The organism is Streptomyces polygonati, from assembly GCF_042650325.1.
Classification (GTDB): domain Bacteria; phylum Actinomycetota; class Actinomycetes; order Streptomycetales; family Streptomycetaceae; genus Actinacidiphila; species Actinacidiphila polygonati.
In genome coordinates this window covers 1-14689 of sequence record NZ_JBHSBB010000002.1, presented here as the reverse complement: position 1 = coordinate 14689, position 14689 = coordinate 1, and the positions used below count along the sequence as shown (strand labels likewise).

At 71.8% G+C, this 14689-nt stretch carries 11 protein-coding genes; 7 read left to right on the top strand and 4 right to left on the bottom strand.

From position 1 onward, the window contains the following. Positions 1–178 precede the first annotated feature (178 nt). Positions 179–1177 carry a C40 family peptidase gene (locus tag ACFO3J_RS01450; protein WP_386425115.1) on the bottom strand — a complete coding sequence of 333 codons (999 nt, stop codon included), beginning with the start codon at positions 1175–1177 and terminating at the stop codon, positions 179–181. A gap of 284 nt (positions 1178–1461) precedes the next feature. Here ACFO3J_RS01450 and ACFO3J_RS01445 point away from each other — a divergent pair, with 284 nt between their 5' ends. From ACFO3J_RS01445 to ACFO3J_RS01420, 6 genes are all read left to right on the top strand, one after another. After that, positions 1462–1770, top strand: coding sequence for a hypothetical protein (locus ACFO3J_RS01445; RefSeq protein ID WP_386425112.1), 309 nt, complete (start codon positions 1462–1464; stop codon positions 1768–1770). Between the two features lie 192 nt (positions 1771–1962). After that, positions 1963–2808 carry a hypothetical protein gene (locus ACFO3J_RS01440; RefSeq protein ID WP_386425109.1) on the top strand — a complete coding sequence of 282 codons (846 nt, stop codon included), beginning with the start codon at positions 1963–1965 and terminating at the stop codon, positions 2806–2808. Then, positions 2798–4225 carry a hypothetical protein gene (locus ACFO3J_RS01435; protein WP_386425107.1) on the top strand — a complete coding sequence of 476 codons (1428 nt, stop codon included), beginning with the start codon at positions 2798–2800 and terminating at the stop codon, positions 4223–4225. Before ACFO3J_RS01440 ends, ACFO3J_RS01435 begins: the two co-directional genes overlap by 11 nt. Then, positions 4222–5766: an SCO6880 family protein gene (locus ACFO3J_RS01430; protein ID WP_386425104.1), complete on the top strand. Its 1545-nt coding sequence runs from the start codon at positions 4222–4224 to the stop codon at positions 5764–5766. The genes ACFO3J_RS01435 and ACFO3J_RS01430 overlap by 4 nt, the downstream gene beginning before the upstream one ends. 32 nt (positions 5767–5798) lie before the next feature. Continuing rightward, positions 5799–7220 carry an ATP-binding protein gene (locus ACFO3J_RS01425; protein WP_386425355.1) on the top strand — a complete coding sequence of 474 codons (1422 nt, stop codon included), beginning with the start codon at positions 5799–5801 and terminating at the stop codon, positions 7218–7220. Between the two features lie 10 nt (positions 7221–7230). Then, on the top strand, positions 7231–8913 hold the full coding sequence (locus tag ACFO3J_RS01420; protein ID WP_386425102.1) for a type VI secretion protein: 1683 nt from the start codon (positions 7231–7233) through the stop codon (positions 8911–8913). 27 nt (positions 8914–8940) lie between these two features. Here ACFO3J_RS01420 and ACFO3J_RS01415 read toward each other — a convergent pair whose 3' ends face one another. From ACFO3J_RS01415 to ACFO3J_RS01405, 3 genes are all read right to left on the bottom strand, one after another. Continuing rightward, positions 8941–10617: a cytochrome c biogenesis protein DipZ gene (locus ACFO3J_RS01415; protein ID WP_386425099.1), complete on the bottom strand. Its 1677-nt coding sequence runs from the start codon at positions 10615–10617 to the stop codon at positions 8941–8943. Positions 10618–10747: 130 nt separating this feature from the next. Then, entirely contained in the window at positions 10748–11902 is a 1155-nt protein-coding gene (locus ACFO3J_RS01410) for a LacI family DNA-binding transcriptional regulator (RefSeq protein WP_386425097.1), read from the bottom strand. A 231-nt stretch (positions 11903–12133) separates the two neighbouring features. Beyond that, positions 12134–13279 carry a glutathione-independent formaldehyde dehydrogenase gene (locus tag ACFO3J_RS01405; protein WP_386425094.1) on the bottom strand — a complete coding sequence of 382 codons (1146 nt, stop codon included), beginning with the start codon at positions 13277–13279 and terminating at the stop codon, positions 12134–12136. A gap of 298 nt (positions 13280–13577) precedes the next feature. Here ACFO3J_RS01405 and ACFO3J_RS01400 point away from each other — a divergent pair, with 298 nt between their 5' ends. Beyond that, complete coding sequence (locus ACFO3J_RS01400) at positions 13578–14573, top strand: hydroxyacid dehydrogenase (RefSeq protein ID WP_386425091.1); 996 nt, start codon at positions 13578–13580, stop codon at positions 14571–14573. The last annotated feature ends 116 nt before the right edge of the window (positions 14574–14689 follow it).

Genomic DNA, 14689 nt, shown 5'->3' with positions numbered 1-14689 from the left:
CGCCAGATGATCACCATGCCGTTATCCAAGGGTGACCAGGGAGAAGGGACAAACCACCGCCGACCGGTGAGGCTTGGGCCAAGACATCACCCTGCGCACGCGTCACACGAGCCCCAGCCAGTGGGCCGGCAGGCGACCCCCGCCCCGCCGGGCCCCGGCCCCCGGGCCGGCGCCGCCCTCAGACCGCCGACGTCGGCAGCGCCTGCGCCCCCGCCTGCGTCACCCGGGTCGCCCCGATGTAGTCCGGCGAGTCGATCGGGTCGAAGCGGATCACCGCCCCGGTGTGCGGCGCGTCGATCATGTACCCGCCGCCGACATAGATCCCCACATGGTGGATGGACCGCGGGTCGTTGAGGTCGTACGCGAAGAACACCAGGTCCCCGGGGAGGAGTTCGGCCCGGCTCGGGTGCGGTCCCGCGTTCCACTGGTCGTTGGCGACCCGCGGCAGCGCGATGCCGACCGAGTTGTAGGAGGCCTGCGTCAGGCCCGAGCAGTCGAACAGCCCGCCCTGCGCGGCCTTGCCCTCGCCGCCCCACAGATACGGCTTGCCGAGCTGCTGCTGGGCGTAGTAGATCGCGGCGGCCGCCTGCTGCGAGGGCGCCACCGCCCCGACCGGCGCGGCGAAGCTCTTCTCCAGTGTGCGTATGGTCCGTACGTAGTTCTGCGTCTCGGCGTAGGGCGGGACGCCGCCGGCCCGTATCACCGCGTACGCGCCCGCGTTGTAGGAGGCGAGCATGTTGTCGGTGTTGTTCCCCGGCACGTTCTTCACATAGGACGCCAACTGGCAGTCGTAGCTGGCCGCCGACGGGATCGCGTCCTCGGGGTTCCAGACGTCCGCCGTGCCGTCGCCGTTGCCGTCCACGCCGTGCGTCGCCCAGGTGCCCGGGATGAACTGCGCTATCCCCTGGGCCTGCGCCGGGCTCTGCGCCCCGGCGTCCCAGCCGCTCTCCTGGTAGAGCTGGGCGGCCAGCAGCGCCGGATTGAGCGCCGGGCACAGATTGCCCCACTTCAGGATGATCGGCTGATAGACGGCCGGTACCGTACCCTTGGCGAGAGTGACCGCCCCGGCGTTCCCGGCCAGGCCGGCCGCGGCCGAGAAGGTGCCCACCACCAGCAGCGCCAGGAACGAAAGCCCCAGGCCCACCCCGACGATGACGGTGAGCCAGACTTTGCGCACGGCTGCCGTTCCCTTCCGCTCGCGTTCCGCGTTCCGGGTCCCGTACGTTGTCGTACGTTCCCATCGTTGCCCTATGGTCACTCTCGTGATACACAGAGTAGTCGTCTACGTCCTTCGAACACCGGTCCGCCAACCAGTCTGACGGCTGCGGGCCGATTTGCACGGACGATCCGCCGAGAAAGTCGCCGAGTCGACATGCAACAGCGGAATCCTCCGTCAGACTGGGTCCTGGCCCCTTGCGCCCCGGCGAGGGAGTCAACTGATCGAGCGGGGTGGTGAGTTACATGTTCCTGGCAGCGGCGAAGGGCGACATCAACACCATCATCGGTGGCATCGCGCCCGACTGGGGACCCTTCGGGGCCCTGGGCAACGAAGCACGCGTGATGATCGAGGTGGTCATGGCGACAGCGATTCTGCTGTGCATGGGGATCGCGATCTGGGGTGCGGCGAAACAACGGATCGGCGCGACGGCGATGCGTGACACCTTCAGCGCGGAGCAGGGCAAGGGGTTGATCATCGCCGGGCTGACCGGCGTGTTCATCATCGGCTCCCTCGGCACCCTGTTCACCATCGTGTACGGGATGGCCGTGTAGCCCCGCGAGGAGCCCGGCCGCCCAGTCGGTACCGGTTCCGCCCGGTGCCTACGCTCTCGTTCCGGAGCCCGTCCCCGGCTCCGCCTTTCCCTTCCGAGGCTGCGTGCTGATGCCCACTCGACCAAGCAGCGGTGCCGTCCGCGACCCGCGCCGCTCCGGCGTGCCCGCGGGGCCCCAGGGGGCGACCGCACGATGAGTCTCGGCCAGGACGGCCCCCCGACCCGGACCCGGATGCCCGAGGGGCACGCGGGGACCGGCGGTTCCGGCCGCCGTTCCCAGCCCCGGCGGGCCCTGGTGACGGTGGTGAGCATCGTGGTGCTGCTCATCGCCGCGATCGCCTTCGCCAACCGCGGCGGCGACCACTCGCCCTCGGCCGCGCCCGGTTCGGCCGGCGGGGCCGACGCGGGCTCCGGTTCCGGCGGCTCGCGCTCCGGCCGGTCCGCCCCCGTCTCCACCGCCGCCTCGGGCCAGCAGCCCGTCACCGGCAAGTCCGCCGCCGGCATCCCCTCGGGCTTCCCGCACACCGGGCAGGGGGCCCAGTCGGCCGCGGCGAACTACGCGGTGGCCCTGGGCGGCGTGGACATGTTCAACACGGAGCTGCGGCACCAGATCGTGGCGGCGGTGCACGACCCCGCCGTCACACCCGCGCTGCAGACCGCGCTGGACCAGGCCTACTCGGGCAGCGCGCTGAAGTCGCTCGGTCTCAACGCGGACGGCACCGCGCCCACCGGTCTGACCTTCGTGTCCCGGACGGTGCCGGTGGGCACCAAGGTGACGGCGAACGCGGCGGACGCGATCACCGTCGAGGTGTGGTGCACCGACCTGGTCGGCCTGGCCGGTCAGGGCTCGACGAACCCGGTCAGCAGCGCCTGGTTCACCACCACCGAGAAACTCGTATGGGTCGGCGGGGACTGGAAGATCGAGTCCTCCAGCCAGAAGGACGGACCCGCGCCGGTCAGCGGCGACAACCGCGCCGCCACGGCCGATGAGATCGCCGGCGCCGTACGGGACTACGGAGGCTTCACTTATGCCAGGTAGCCGACCCATCGCGGGCAGCCCTCACCTCACCCCGGGCGGTCCGCAGAGCCCCGCCCGTACTCCCGCCCGGCCCCTCCTGAGCGGCAGGCTCCGCTGGTCCGCGCTGGGCGCCGTCACCTTCGCGCTGGCCGCGCTGCCCACCGTGGCCCTGGCCGCCACCCCGACACCGAAGCCCACCCGCGGCGCGGCCCCCGCCCCCGTCGACAAGTGCCGGCTGCTCGTCGGCTCCGCCAAGGACTTCTGCGAGAAGGACTCCGGCGGGGGCGGCGGCGGAAGCGGCGGTGGCGGCGGCGGGATCACCAGCACCCTGGACCCGCTGACCTCCCTCGGCAGGGGCTGCGCCGACGCCGCCGCCTGGACGATCGGCAAGCTGTCGACCGCGGTCACCAAGACGACGCAGGTGGACTTCACCAACACCGCCTTCCTGCGGCAGTACGCCGTGGTCTTCGCCGCCTCGACCGTCCTCACCCTGGTGCTGTGGCTGCTCGCGGTGGCCAAGCGGGCCGTGCGCGGGGTGCCGCTGACCGAGGCGATCACCGAGGCGGTCGGCTTCCTGTGGCTGACGGTGCTGGCGTCGGCCTTCACCCCGCTGATCCTGTACACGGTGGTCTCGGCCACCGACGCGGTCACCGATGTGATCTCCTCGGGCACCAAGTCGAACACCGATGTCTTCTTCGGCTCGTTCTCCGGCGCGCTCACCAAGGGCAGCGACATCGGCGGCGGTCCGGTGATGCTGATCCTGGTGTCGCTGGTGTCCGTGGTGGCGGCCGGCGTGCTGTGGCTGGAGCTGGTGATCCGGGCCGCGCTGCTCTACGTGGGCGCGCTGCTGGGCACCGCGGTCTACGCCGGGCTGGTCGACAAGAACATGTGGCACAACGTGCGCCGCTGGGCCGGGATCATGATCGCGGTGATCATGGTGAAGCCGGTGATCGTGATCGTGCTGGGGCTGGCCGGCGCGCTGTCGTCCAGCAGTGACGGGCCCAACGCCTTCTCGGCGGTGGTCTCCGGGCTGGCCATCATCCTGCTGGCGATCTTCGCCAGCTTCATGATCTACCGCTTCGTGCCCGGCTTCGGCGACGACGTGGTCAATCTGCGCAACAGCCGTAAGTCGGCCGGCGGCCAGAGCGGCGCCGCCGCGGTGATCTCCTCGCCCGCCGCCCTGGTCAAGCAGGGCATCAAGACGCACAGCGCCCGCGGCGGCCCGCAGGAGCAGGCGCAGGGCGGCGGCCAGCCGGCGAATCCGATGGCGGGCGGCATGGCCGCGCACGGGGGCAACCGCGGCGGAGGCGGCGGCACCGGTGGCGGCGGCGCCCCGGCCGCCAACCCGATGAGCGGCTCCCCCTTCCGGTCGGGCCCCGGCGCCAACCGGGGACAGGGACCAGGCAACAACGGCACTTCGGGAGGTGATCGCAGGTGACGGCCCAGCCCTTCACCCAGCCACGCCGTACGTATCTGATCGGCAAGGCCAGGCCCAACGCGATCGTGGGCAAGAACCGGGAGACCGGAGAGATCGCGCTCATCATCCTGGGCGCCGGCCTCGGCATGATGTCCGGTCTGCTGGTCCCGGTCCTCCTGCTGCGCATCGTCGGCCTGGTCGGCTGGCCGCTGCTGGCCCTGGCCGCGGTCTACATGCCCTATCGGCGGCGGACGTTCTACCGCTGGTTCGAGATCAACCGCACCTACCGCCGTACGCTGCGCACCGCCGCCACCTACCGGTCCACCGTGCAGGAGGCCGGGACGCATCTGGACGGGCGGGAGGTGGAGATCGGGCCGCCGCCGGGAATCGGGCGGATCAGCTGGCTCGCCTCCCCCTTCGGCCCAGACGAGATCGCGGTACTGCTGCATGTCGACCGGCGGACGGTGACCGCCGCCATCGAGATCGAGGGGCCCGGCGTCGGCCTGCGCGACAGCGAGGACCAGGAGGCGCTGGTCGAGCGGTTCGGCACGCTGCTGAAGCATGTGGCCAACGGCGACGGCTTCGTGAGCCGCCTTCAGATGCTGGCCCGCACCCTGCCCGCCGACCCCGACGCGCACGCCAAGGACGTGGCCCAGCGCGGCGACCCGGACGCCGACCGGTGGCTGAAGGACTCCTACGACCAGCTGCAGTCCATGGTGTCCACCTCCTCGGAACAGCACCGCGCCTATCTGGTGGCGTGCATGCACTTCACCCGCGAGCTGGCCGCCGAGGGCACCGCCATGGCCCGCGCGAGCTCCCACCGCGGCGCCAGGATCGACAAGGACTCCGGGCTGGCCGCGGTGATGGCCCGTGAGCTCAACGACATCTGCGCCCGGCTGGCAGAGGCCGACATCCGGGTGCGGCAGCCGCTGGGCCAGGCCCGGCTGGCGTCGCTGGTGCACTCGATGTACGACCCGGACCACCCCATCGACCACATCCAGGCGATGACCCGCCGCAACGCCTGGCCGGCCGAACTCGACGCCACCGACCCGACGTTCCTCCAGGCCAAGACCCGCGAATCGTCCACCAGGGCGCCCTGGCACCACTCCACCGCCTGGATCAAGGAATGGCCGATGACCCCGGTCGGGGTGAACTTCCTGGCGCCGCTGCTGGTGCACACCCCCGATGTGATCCGCACCGTCGCGGTGACGATGGACCTCGAACCCACCGATGTGGCCATCGAGCGGATGCTGACCGAGAAGACCAACGACGACGCCGAGGCCAGCCGCGCCGCGAAGATGAACCGGGTGCTGGACCCCCGCGATGTCGCCCACCACGGCCGGATCGACCAGCGCGGCGAGGATCTGGCCAGCGGCGCCGCCGGGGTGAACATCGTCGGCTACATCACCGTGTCCTCGCGCTCCCCGGAAGCGCTGGCGCGCGACAAGCGCACCATCCGTGCTTCCGCCGGTAAGTCGTATTTGAAGCTTGAATGGTGCGATCGTGAGCACCACCGGGCATTCGTGAATACGTTGCCGTTCGCGACCGGCATCCGCCGCTAGCCCGCCCGTACGAGGAGGCCACTGCCATGCCCATGCTGGACCCTCTGGCGGCTCTCACCGACGCGTTCACCAGCTTCCTCTTCGGCCGGGTGGAGACGACACGACTGCCGGTACGCACCTCGACCGGCCAGGCGCAGGCGGTCTACCTGCCGACCGCCGCGCCGGGCCTGGGCGATTCGGGTGTGATCATCGGCCGTGAGGTTTACTCCGGCAAGGGCTACATCTACGACCCCTTCCAGCTCTACGGCCAGCAGCTGCCCGCCCCGCACTGGCTGGTGCTCGGCGAGTCCGGCAACGGCAAGTCGGCACTGGAGAAGACCTATGTCCTGCGCCAGCTGCGCTTCCGCGACCGGCAGGTGGTGGTGCTGGACGCGCAGGGCGAGGACGGCGTCGGCGAGTGGAATCTGATCGCCAAGGCGCTCGGCCTGACCCCGATCCGGCTCGACCCGATGGCCGCCCTGGACGGCGGCATCAAGCTCAACCCGCTGGACCCGGCGATCACCGTCACCGGCCAGCTCGCGCTGCTGCGCACCATCATCGAAGTCGCGATGGGCCGCGGCCTGGACGAGCGGTCCGGCTTCGCGCTGAAGGTCGCGCACGCCTATGTGGCCGAGACGGTGACGGACCGCCAGCCGATTCTGACCGACATCGTGGAGCGGCTGCGGCACCCGCTGGAGGAGTCCGCCGAGGCGATGAACGTCGATCTGGACGACGTCCGCGCCTGGGGCCTGGACGTGGCCCTGGTGCTGGACCGGCTGGTCGACGGCGACCTGCGCGGCATGTTCGACGGGCCGACCAGCGCCGGCATCGACCTGGACTCGCCGCTGATCGTCTTCGACCTGTCCCACATCGACCGCAACTCCATCGCCATGCCGATCCTGATGGCCATCGTCGGGGTGTGGCTGGAACACACCTGGATCCGCCCGGACCGCAGAAAGCGCATCTTCCTGGTCGAGGAAGCCTGGCACATCATCAACTCGCCCTTCGTGGCGCAGCTCTTCCAGCGGCTGCTGAAGTTCGGCCGCCGGCTCGGCCTGTCCTTCGTGGCCGTCGTCCACCACCTGTCGGACGTGGTCGACGGCGCCGCCGCCAAGGAGGCGGCGGCGATCCTGAAGATGGCCTCCACCCGCACCATCTACGCCCAGAAGGCCGACGAGGCCCGCGCCACCGGCCTGGTGCTGGGCCTGCCGCGCTGGGCGGTGGAGATCATCCCGACCCTCACCCCGGGCATCGCGGTCTGGGACGTCAACGGCAATGTGCAGGTGGTCAAACACCTGATCACCGAGACCGAACGACCACTGGTCTTCACCGACCGCGCCATGACGGAGACCTCGGTGGAGCACGCGGCGGATCTGGAGGCCGAGGCGGAAGCCGAGGCCGAGGCCCGCGCGGAGGCCCATGTGGCGGCCCAGGTCGCGCTGGCCAAACAGCTGGCAGACGACGCGGTCGCGTGACGGGGACGAGATGCCGCAGCGGAAGAGAGAGTCCTCGGGGGGCCTGCCGGACGGTCTGATCGTCGGCATCATCGGCCTGCTGCTCGGCGTGACCCTGCTGGTGTGGACCGCCACCGGGATCGCCGGGCTGCTCTCCCACGGCGGTCTGCCGCACGGGGCGCACTTCACCCGCACCCCGCAGGCGATGCGCTCGCTGATCGGCCGGCCGCACGACCTGGCCGGGGCCTGGCCGCAGACACCCGCGGGCCAGCTGCCCGGGCCCGGGCTGTTCTGGGGGGTGTTCATCGCCCAGTTCATGGTGCTGTTCGTGCTCACCGTGTGGGCGCTGAACGTCATCGCCCGGCTGCGGTCCCGCGAGGCCCGCGGCTACCGCCCGCGCCAGGTCCCCGTCCCAGCGGAGGCCGAGCCCCCGTCCGGCCGGAAGTCCGGTCCGGCGTCCGGTCCCGGGTCCGCGTCCGGGGACGCCCCGCTGCCCGCCCCGCGCCGCGACGACCGCGGGCGGCCGCCGGCGAAGGGGGGCGACAGCCTGGACGCCTGGTTCCGCACCGTCCCCCACGGCCTGCCGCTCGTCCCGGACGACACCCCGACCACGGTGCTCCCGGCGGCCGGTCCCGACGGATACCCGGTCACCGCCGCCCGCCCGGTGCCCGCCGCCGAGCACCTCGCCGACGGCGAAGTCACCCGCACCTACGCCCTGTTCGCGGCGCCCCGCGGCGACAAGGCCAAGCGGATCACCCAGCCCGCCGTACTGGCCGCCGCCGGACCGGTCGTCGTCACCACCGCGGACCCCGACACGTACCACCAGACCGTCGGCAACCGCGCCAAGCTCGGCCCGGTGCACGTCTACGACCCGGCGCACCTGCTGGACGTGCCCGGGCGGCTGCGCTGGGCGCCGCACGACGGCTGCGCGCGGCCCGAGACCGCGCGGACCAGAGCCGCCGCGCTGCTGGCACCGCTGCGGCCCACCCGCCCCGACGAGGCGATCGTGCACGAGACGGCCACGACGCTGCTGCGCTGCTGGCTGCACGCCGCGGCCGTCGACGGCCAGCCCTTCCGGCAGGTGCAGCGCTGGGCGGCCGGCGGCGCGGGCGCCGGCGAGCCGGTACGGATTCTGCGCTCCCATGTCGGGGCCGCCTCCGGCTGGAGCGGCGAGCTGGAATCCGTGCTGCACGCCCACCCCGAACGCCGCGACGCCGCCCAGGCGCTGATCCGGCACCTGCTCGAACCCCTCAACTCGGTGCACATCCGCGACGCCTGCAATCCGGCCAGGACCGGAGGCCTCGATCTGGAGTCGTTCACCTCCGAACGGGGAACGCTTTACGTAGTGGGCGAGCGGATCGAGGACCCGCGGTCCCATCCGGGTGCGATGCCGCTGCTGACCGCACTCCTCTCCAGCGTGGTCGAGCACGGCCGGTGCATGGCCGCAGGGTCATCCGCCGGTCGGCTCGACCCACCACTGACCTTCGTGCTGGACGACATCGGCGCGCTGGCCCCGGTCCCCTCCCTGCCCGCACTGCTCGCCGGCGGCCGCGCCGCGGGCCTGCCCACCCTGGCGGTCCTCCGCTCCCCCGAACAGGCCCTGGCCCGCTGGCACGCCCCGCTCTGGCAGGACGCCGACATCCGGCTGGTCCTCGGCGACGAGACCGCGGACACCCTCGCCCCGGCGGTACGGGACGCGGTCCGCATCCGCTGAGCCGCCGGGAGATGCGAACGGCCCGCCTCACCCGAAGGTGAAGGAGTACGCGCTCAGCCCCGACGAGAAGGTCAGCTTCACCGTGCCGTGCTGCTCGCTGCTCCCGCCCACCACCGTGTAGATGTTCGGCGCCCCCGCGATCGTGAACGTCTTGGTGTGCCCGCCGAAGGTCGCGATGACGGTACCGGTGCCGCCGACATCCAGATACACGTCGTTCGCCATGAAGTTCAGCTCCATGGTCGCCCCCGACCCCGCGGTCAGCGCCTCCGCCGCGACCGACCACTTGCCGCCGAGCCCGAACTCGTCGGCCGGCACCGCCGCCGGCAGCGTGAAGGAGTGCGTGCCGGACTTCAGCGGCCCGTTCGCCAGCCCCTGGGCGCGCTCGGCGCCCAGATACGTCTCCGGGGTCTGCCCGGGATCGGTCGGCGTCGTGTCCGGCACATCGGTCGACTCCGGCAGGTCCGCCCCGGGATGCGCGGCGGTCAGCAGCTGCCGGATCAGCGACTCGTCGTCGCCGTAGCCACCCTCGCCGATCGCCACGTGCCGCACCTGCCCGGTCGAGTCGATCAGGTACGACGCCGGCCACGAGTCGTTGCCGAACGCGTTCCAGGTGCCGTAGTCGTTGTCGAGGGCCACCGGATAGGCGATGTGCAGCCGGGCCGCGCCGGCCTTCACATTGGCCGGCTCGTGCTCGAAGGCGTACTCCGGGGTGTGCACGCCGATCACCACCAGGCCGTCCTTGCGGTAGTCCTGATACCAGGCGTTGACATGCTGGATGGCCCGCTGGCAGTTGATGCACGAGTAGGCCCAGAAGTCGACCAGCACCACCTTGCCGGTCAGATCAGCCTGGGTCAGCGGCTTGTCGCCGGGTGTGTTGAACCACTGCTGGATGCCGGTGATCGCCGGCGCCTTGCCACAGTCGAGCAGCTGCGCGGTCTGCTCGGCCGCGCACGCCTGGAGCGCCTGGCTCTGCTGGGGGCCCAGCCCCGAGATCGCCCCCGAGTTGTCCAGCGCCTGATTGAACTTGGCGGTGTAGTCGGGGATCGCGCGCTGGATGGCGTCCGTGACGTTGAAGGTGAGCGCCACCGCGAGACCGATGACGACCAGGCCGGCGACGAAGCGCACCGACCGCTGCCGCTCCCGGAACGCCCGCACCCGCTCGGCCACCCCGCGCCCGGCCAGCGCGAAGAACAGCAGCGGCGCCGCGGTGCCCACCGCGAAGGCCAGCGTCAGCGCCACCGTCTGCGCGCCGATCCGGTGAGTGGCCCCCGCCACCGTGATCGCGGCCAGCACCGGCCCCGCGCACGGCACGTACACCGCGCCCAGCGCCAGGCCGAGCACGAAGCCGCCGTGCCCGCCGCTGACCTGACGCCGCCCCACATAGGCGAAGGGCCGCTCCAGCAGATCCTGGACCCGGGGGAACATCATCGCGACGCCCAGCACGGTCAGCACCGCCAGCCCGGCCCAGCGGATGGTGTCCGACGGCAGCGGCAGCACGCTGAGCACCAGAGTGCCCAGCAAGGTGAACACGCTGAAGCTCACCGCCAGCCCGGCCACCACCAGATACGGCCGCCGGCTGCCGCCCTTCGCACCGGGCTGCGCCGCACCGGCGGTCAGGAAGATCACCGGCAGCACGGGCAGCACACACGGCGAGACGCCGGTGATGAATCCGCCCACCAGCCCGATCAGCACCAGCGTGACCACGATGACCTCCGGAAGCGCCCGGCCGCCGCGGTCCAGGTCTGGCGGCGGGTCCGGCTCCCTGCGAACGCTAGCCGCCGCACCTGTGGACAGCGGGGTCCGCGCGCACCGGTCATCGATCCGTAAGAACTCCCTACGAGCCTGGGGCAGGGCCGGGCGGCAGGCCGGGGGAACGCCCGGGCGGCGGGCCCACCGACCCGCGCCGCACCAGGCGTGTGGCCAGTACGTGCCGCTGCTGGGCCGTGCCGCTCGCGGCTCCGTCGGCCCGCTCGGCGGCCTCCGCGAGGGCGAGCCGCACCGCCTCCCGGCCCAGTTCGTCGGCCGGAATGGCGACTGTGGTCAGCGGCGGATCGAGATCCTGGGCGAAGTCGTCGTCGTTGTAGCCCACGATGGAGAAGTCCCGCGGCGCCCGCAGCCCGTGCTCGCGCAGCGCGGCCATCGCCCCCGCCGCCACCTGGTCGTCCCCGGCGAAGACCGCCGTGAAGTCGGGCCGCCCAGCGCGGTCCGCGAGGATCCGGCGCATCGCGGTGTAGCCCTCCTCCCGGCCGAGCCCCTGCCCGGCGACACGCTCGGCGGCCGGCCCCAGGCCGTAGTCGGCCAGCGCCCGGCGGTACCCGGCGATCCGCGGCTCGACGGTGGTGTGCCCCGGCATCGCGCCGAGGTAGAGGATCTCGCGGTGCCCGGTGGCAAGCAGCAGGCTGACCGCGGCGTACGCGCCCGCCTCGTTGTCGTACTCGACGACCAGCACCGGCATGTCCGGGCTGGGCGCCGGCCGCCCGCACAGCACCAGCCGGGACCCGGCGGCGGCCAGGCCCCGCGCGTACCGCGTGAGCCGGGCCCGATACCGCTCGTCCTCGACGGCGCCGCCGACCAGGACCACGAACTCCGACCGCTGCTCCCGCATCATCTGCACCAGCGCCAGCTCGCGCGCCTCGTCCCCGCCGTGGCCGCACACCATGCACAGCCGGCCGCGGGCGGCGGCCTCCTGCTCCACGCCGTGGGCGACAGCGGCGTAGAACGCGCTGCGCACCGAGGAGACGACGACAGCCACCGTTCGCGGCCCGGTGCCGGCCAGCGCGCGGGCCCGCCCGTCGATGACGTAGTCCAGCTCCTCGACCGCGCGCAGCACCTTCGCGCGGGCCCCCGCCGATGTCGGGTAACTGCCCGCCAGCACGCGGGAGACGGTCGCGACCGACACCCCGGCCCGGTCGGCGACATCCCGGATGGTGACCCGGCGCCTGCCGTCCGCCGTGCCGGGCCCAGGTGTTGACTCCGCGATCCCCGCCATTCCCGCGATCCCCGCCGTCCGTGCGTCCGTCGCTCAGCTGCCCGGGTGCCCGGACCTGCCCGGTGTTTTCGCGGCTCAGCGTAGTACCGCCGGCTGGCGACGGCCCGGACGCGGCATGGGCCCCGGCCCCGATCGAGGTCGGGGTCGGGGCCGGGGCCCATGCCGGTCACCGGCTCCCCGGGTCCCCGCGGGCGTCCGCGCGGACGGCGGGAGGAGCCTGCGGCGGAGGCCTCACGCGGCGAGCGCGGGGTGCAGGACCACCTTGGTGTAACCGTCGATCCGCTTGTCGAACTTCTGGTACGCGTCCGGCGCCTGGTCCAGCGGCAGCTCGTGCGACACGACGAAGCTCGGCTTGGCCCGCCCGGTGATGATCAGATCACGCAGCTGGCGGTTGTACTTCTTGACGTCGCTCTGACCGGTCGCCACCGCGAGCCCCTTCTCGAACAGCTTGCCGATGGCGACGAGCAGCTGACCGTGCTGGGCGCTCTCGTTCGGGCCGCCGGGGTCGGACGGCACATACAGTCCGGGCACACCCAGCTTGCCGGTGGCGCGGACCGTCTCGACCAGGGCGTTGAGTACGATCGCCGGCTCCTCATGACCGGTGTCCTGCACCTTCGCCTGGTAACCCACCGCGTCGATGCCCTTGTCGGTGCCCTCACCGCCGGTCATGTCGCGGATCTGCTCGGCGGGGTCGCCAGCCGTGAAGTCGATCGGGATGGCGCCGATCTGCTCGGCCTTGGCCAGCCGCTCGGGCACCCGGTCGACCACGAAGACCATGGAAGCCCCACGCAGCAGCGCCGCGTAGGCGGCCATCAGCCCCACCGGACCGGCGCCGTAGACCGCGACGCTCTCGCCGGGCGAGACGTCCGCCAGCTCACAGCCGTGATAACCGGTCGGGAAGATGTCCGCGAGCAGCACGAAATCGCTTTCGAACTCGTCGCCCTCCGGGAGCTTCAGACAGTTGAAGTCGGCGTACGGAACGCGCACACGGTCCGCCTGGCCACCGCGGTACGGGCCCATCGCCACATACCCGTAGGCGCCGCCGGCGAAGCCCGGGTTCACCGTCAGACAGAAGGCGGTCTTCCCGGCCAGGCAGTTCTTGCAGAAGCCGCAGGCGACGTTGAACGGCATCACAACGCGCTCACCGACCTTCAGCGACGTCACACCGCTGCCGATCTCCTCGATGATGCCCATGTTCTCGTGCCCGAAGACCGTGCCGGGCTCGACCGCGGTACGGCCCTCGTACATGTGCAGGTCCGATCCGCAGATCGCCGTGGATGTCACGCGGACGATCACGTCGTTCGGGTGCTGGATCCCGGGGTCCTCGACGTCCTCGATCCTGACCGTGTAAGGCTCCTCGTAGACGACAGCCTTCATCTTCGTCACCTCCGTGCGGAGAGTCGTGCGCAGAGTTCTGGACGACCGCCGACGGGACGACTGCCGTCATCTGCCGTCATCCGGTCGGCGGACACTCCTTCCAGGTAACCCCCGCTCGGCACCCGGTGCACGTCGGCGCTCGGACGCGAGGGGATCAGGGCCGAGGGCCGGGTCGGTCCTGCTGAGTTCCGTTGACGCACGGCGAGCGCGGGCTTACTCTCCACGGGTTGCGGATGTAACCGATTACACGTCGACCACTCGTCGATCGCCGCAGGTCATCGACACGTGAGGGGCAGATATGGCCGAGCGGCCGAAGCTGGTGCTGGCAATGCGTCCGGACATCGTCGACCTGGTCCTTCCTGCCCCGGTGCGGGCCCGGCTCGACACCCTCGCCGAGGTGACCGCAGGGCCGCTCACCGACTGGTCCGGCGCAACCGGCGAGCTGGCGGCCGCCGAGCTGCTCCTCACCGGCTGGGGCTGCCCGCCGCTGGACACCGCCTTCCTGGCACGGGCCCCCCGGCTGGCCGCCGTCATCCACGCCGCCGGCACCGTCAAAGGCCATGTCGGGCCCGAGGTGTGGGAACGCGGCATCGCCGTGTCGTCGGCCGCCGACGCCAACGCGGCACCGGTCATCGAGTTCACCCTGGCAACGGTGTGGCTGGCCGCCCGCCACACCCTGGGCGCCGCCGCCGCTTACCGCACCGGCCACTACCCCGGCTACCGCGAGCGGCAGGGAGCCGACGGTGCCGTGGTCGGCGTCATCGGTGCTTCCCGGATCGGCCGGGGTGTCATCGCCCGGCTGCGTGCCGCCCCGGCCGGCTTCCATATCCTGCTCGCCGACCCCTATGTCTCGGCTGCCGAGGCCGACACACTCGGCGTCGAACTGGTGGACCTGGACGCGCTGTGCCGCCGGGCCGACATCGTCTCCGTACACGCCCCGGACCTGCCCGAGACCCACCACCTCCTGAACGCCCGGCGGTTGGCGCTGCTCCAGGACGGCGCGGCCGTCATCAACACCGCCCGCGGCCGGCTGGTGGACACCGACGCCCTCGCCGCGGAGTGCGCGACCGGCCGTCTCGACGCCTATCTCGACGTCACCGACCCCGAGCCCCTCCCGCCGACCCACCCGCTGCGCGCCCTGCCCAATGTCCTCATCACTCCGCATATCGCCGGCTGCCAGGGCACCGAAGTCCAGCGCCTCGGCGCCTACGCGGTGGACGAAGTGGAGCGCTGGATCAAGGGTGAGGCATTGCTGGGGACGATACGGGCGGAGGAACTGACGCGCATCGCATGAGGGAACGCAGAAAAGCCCCCGCCCCGAGTCGGAGACTCGGGGCAGGGACTGAATAATTGTTCGGCGGTGTCCTACTCTCCCACAGGGTCCCCCCTGCAGTACCATCGGCGCTGAAA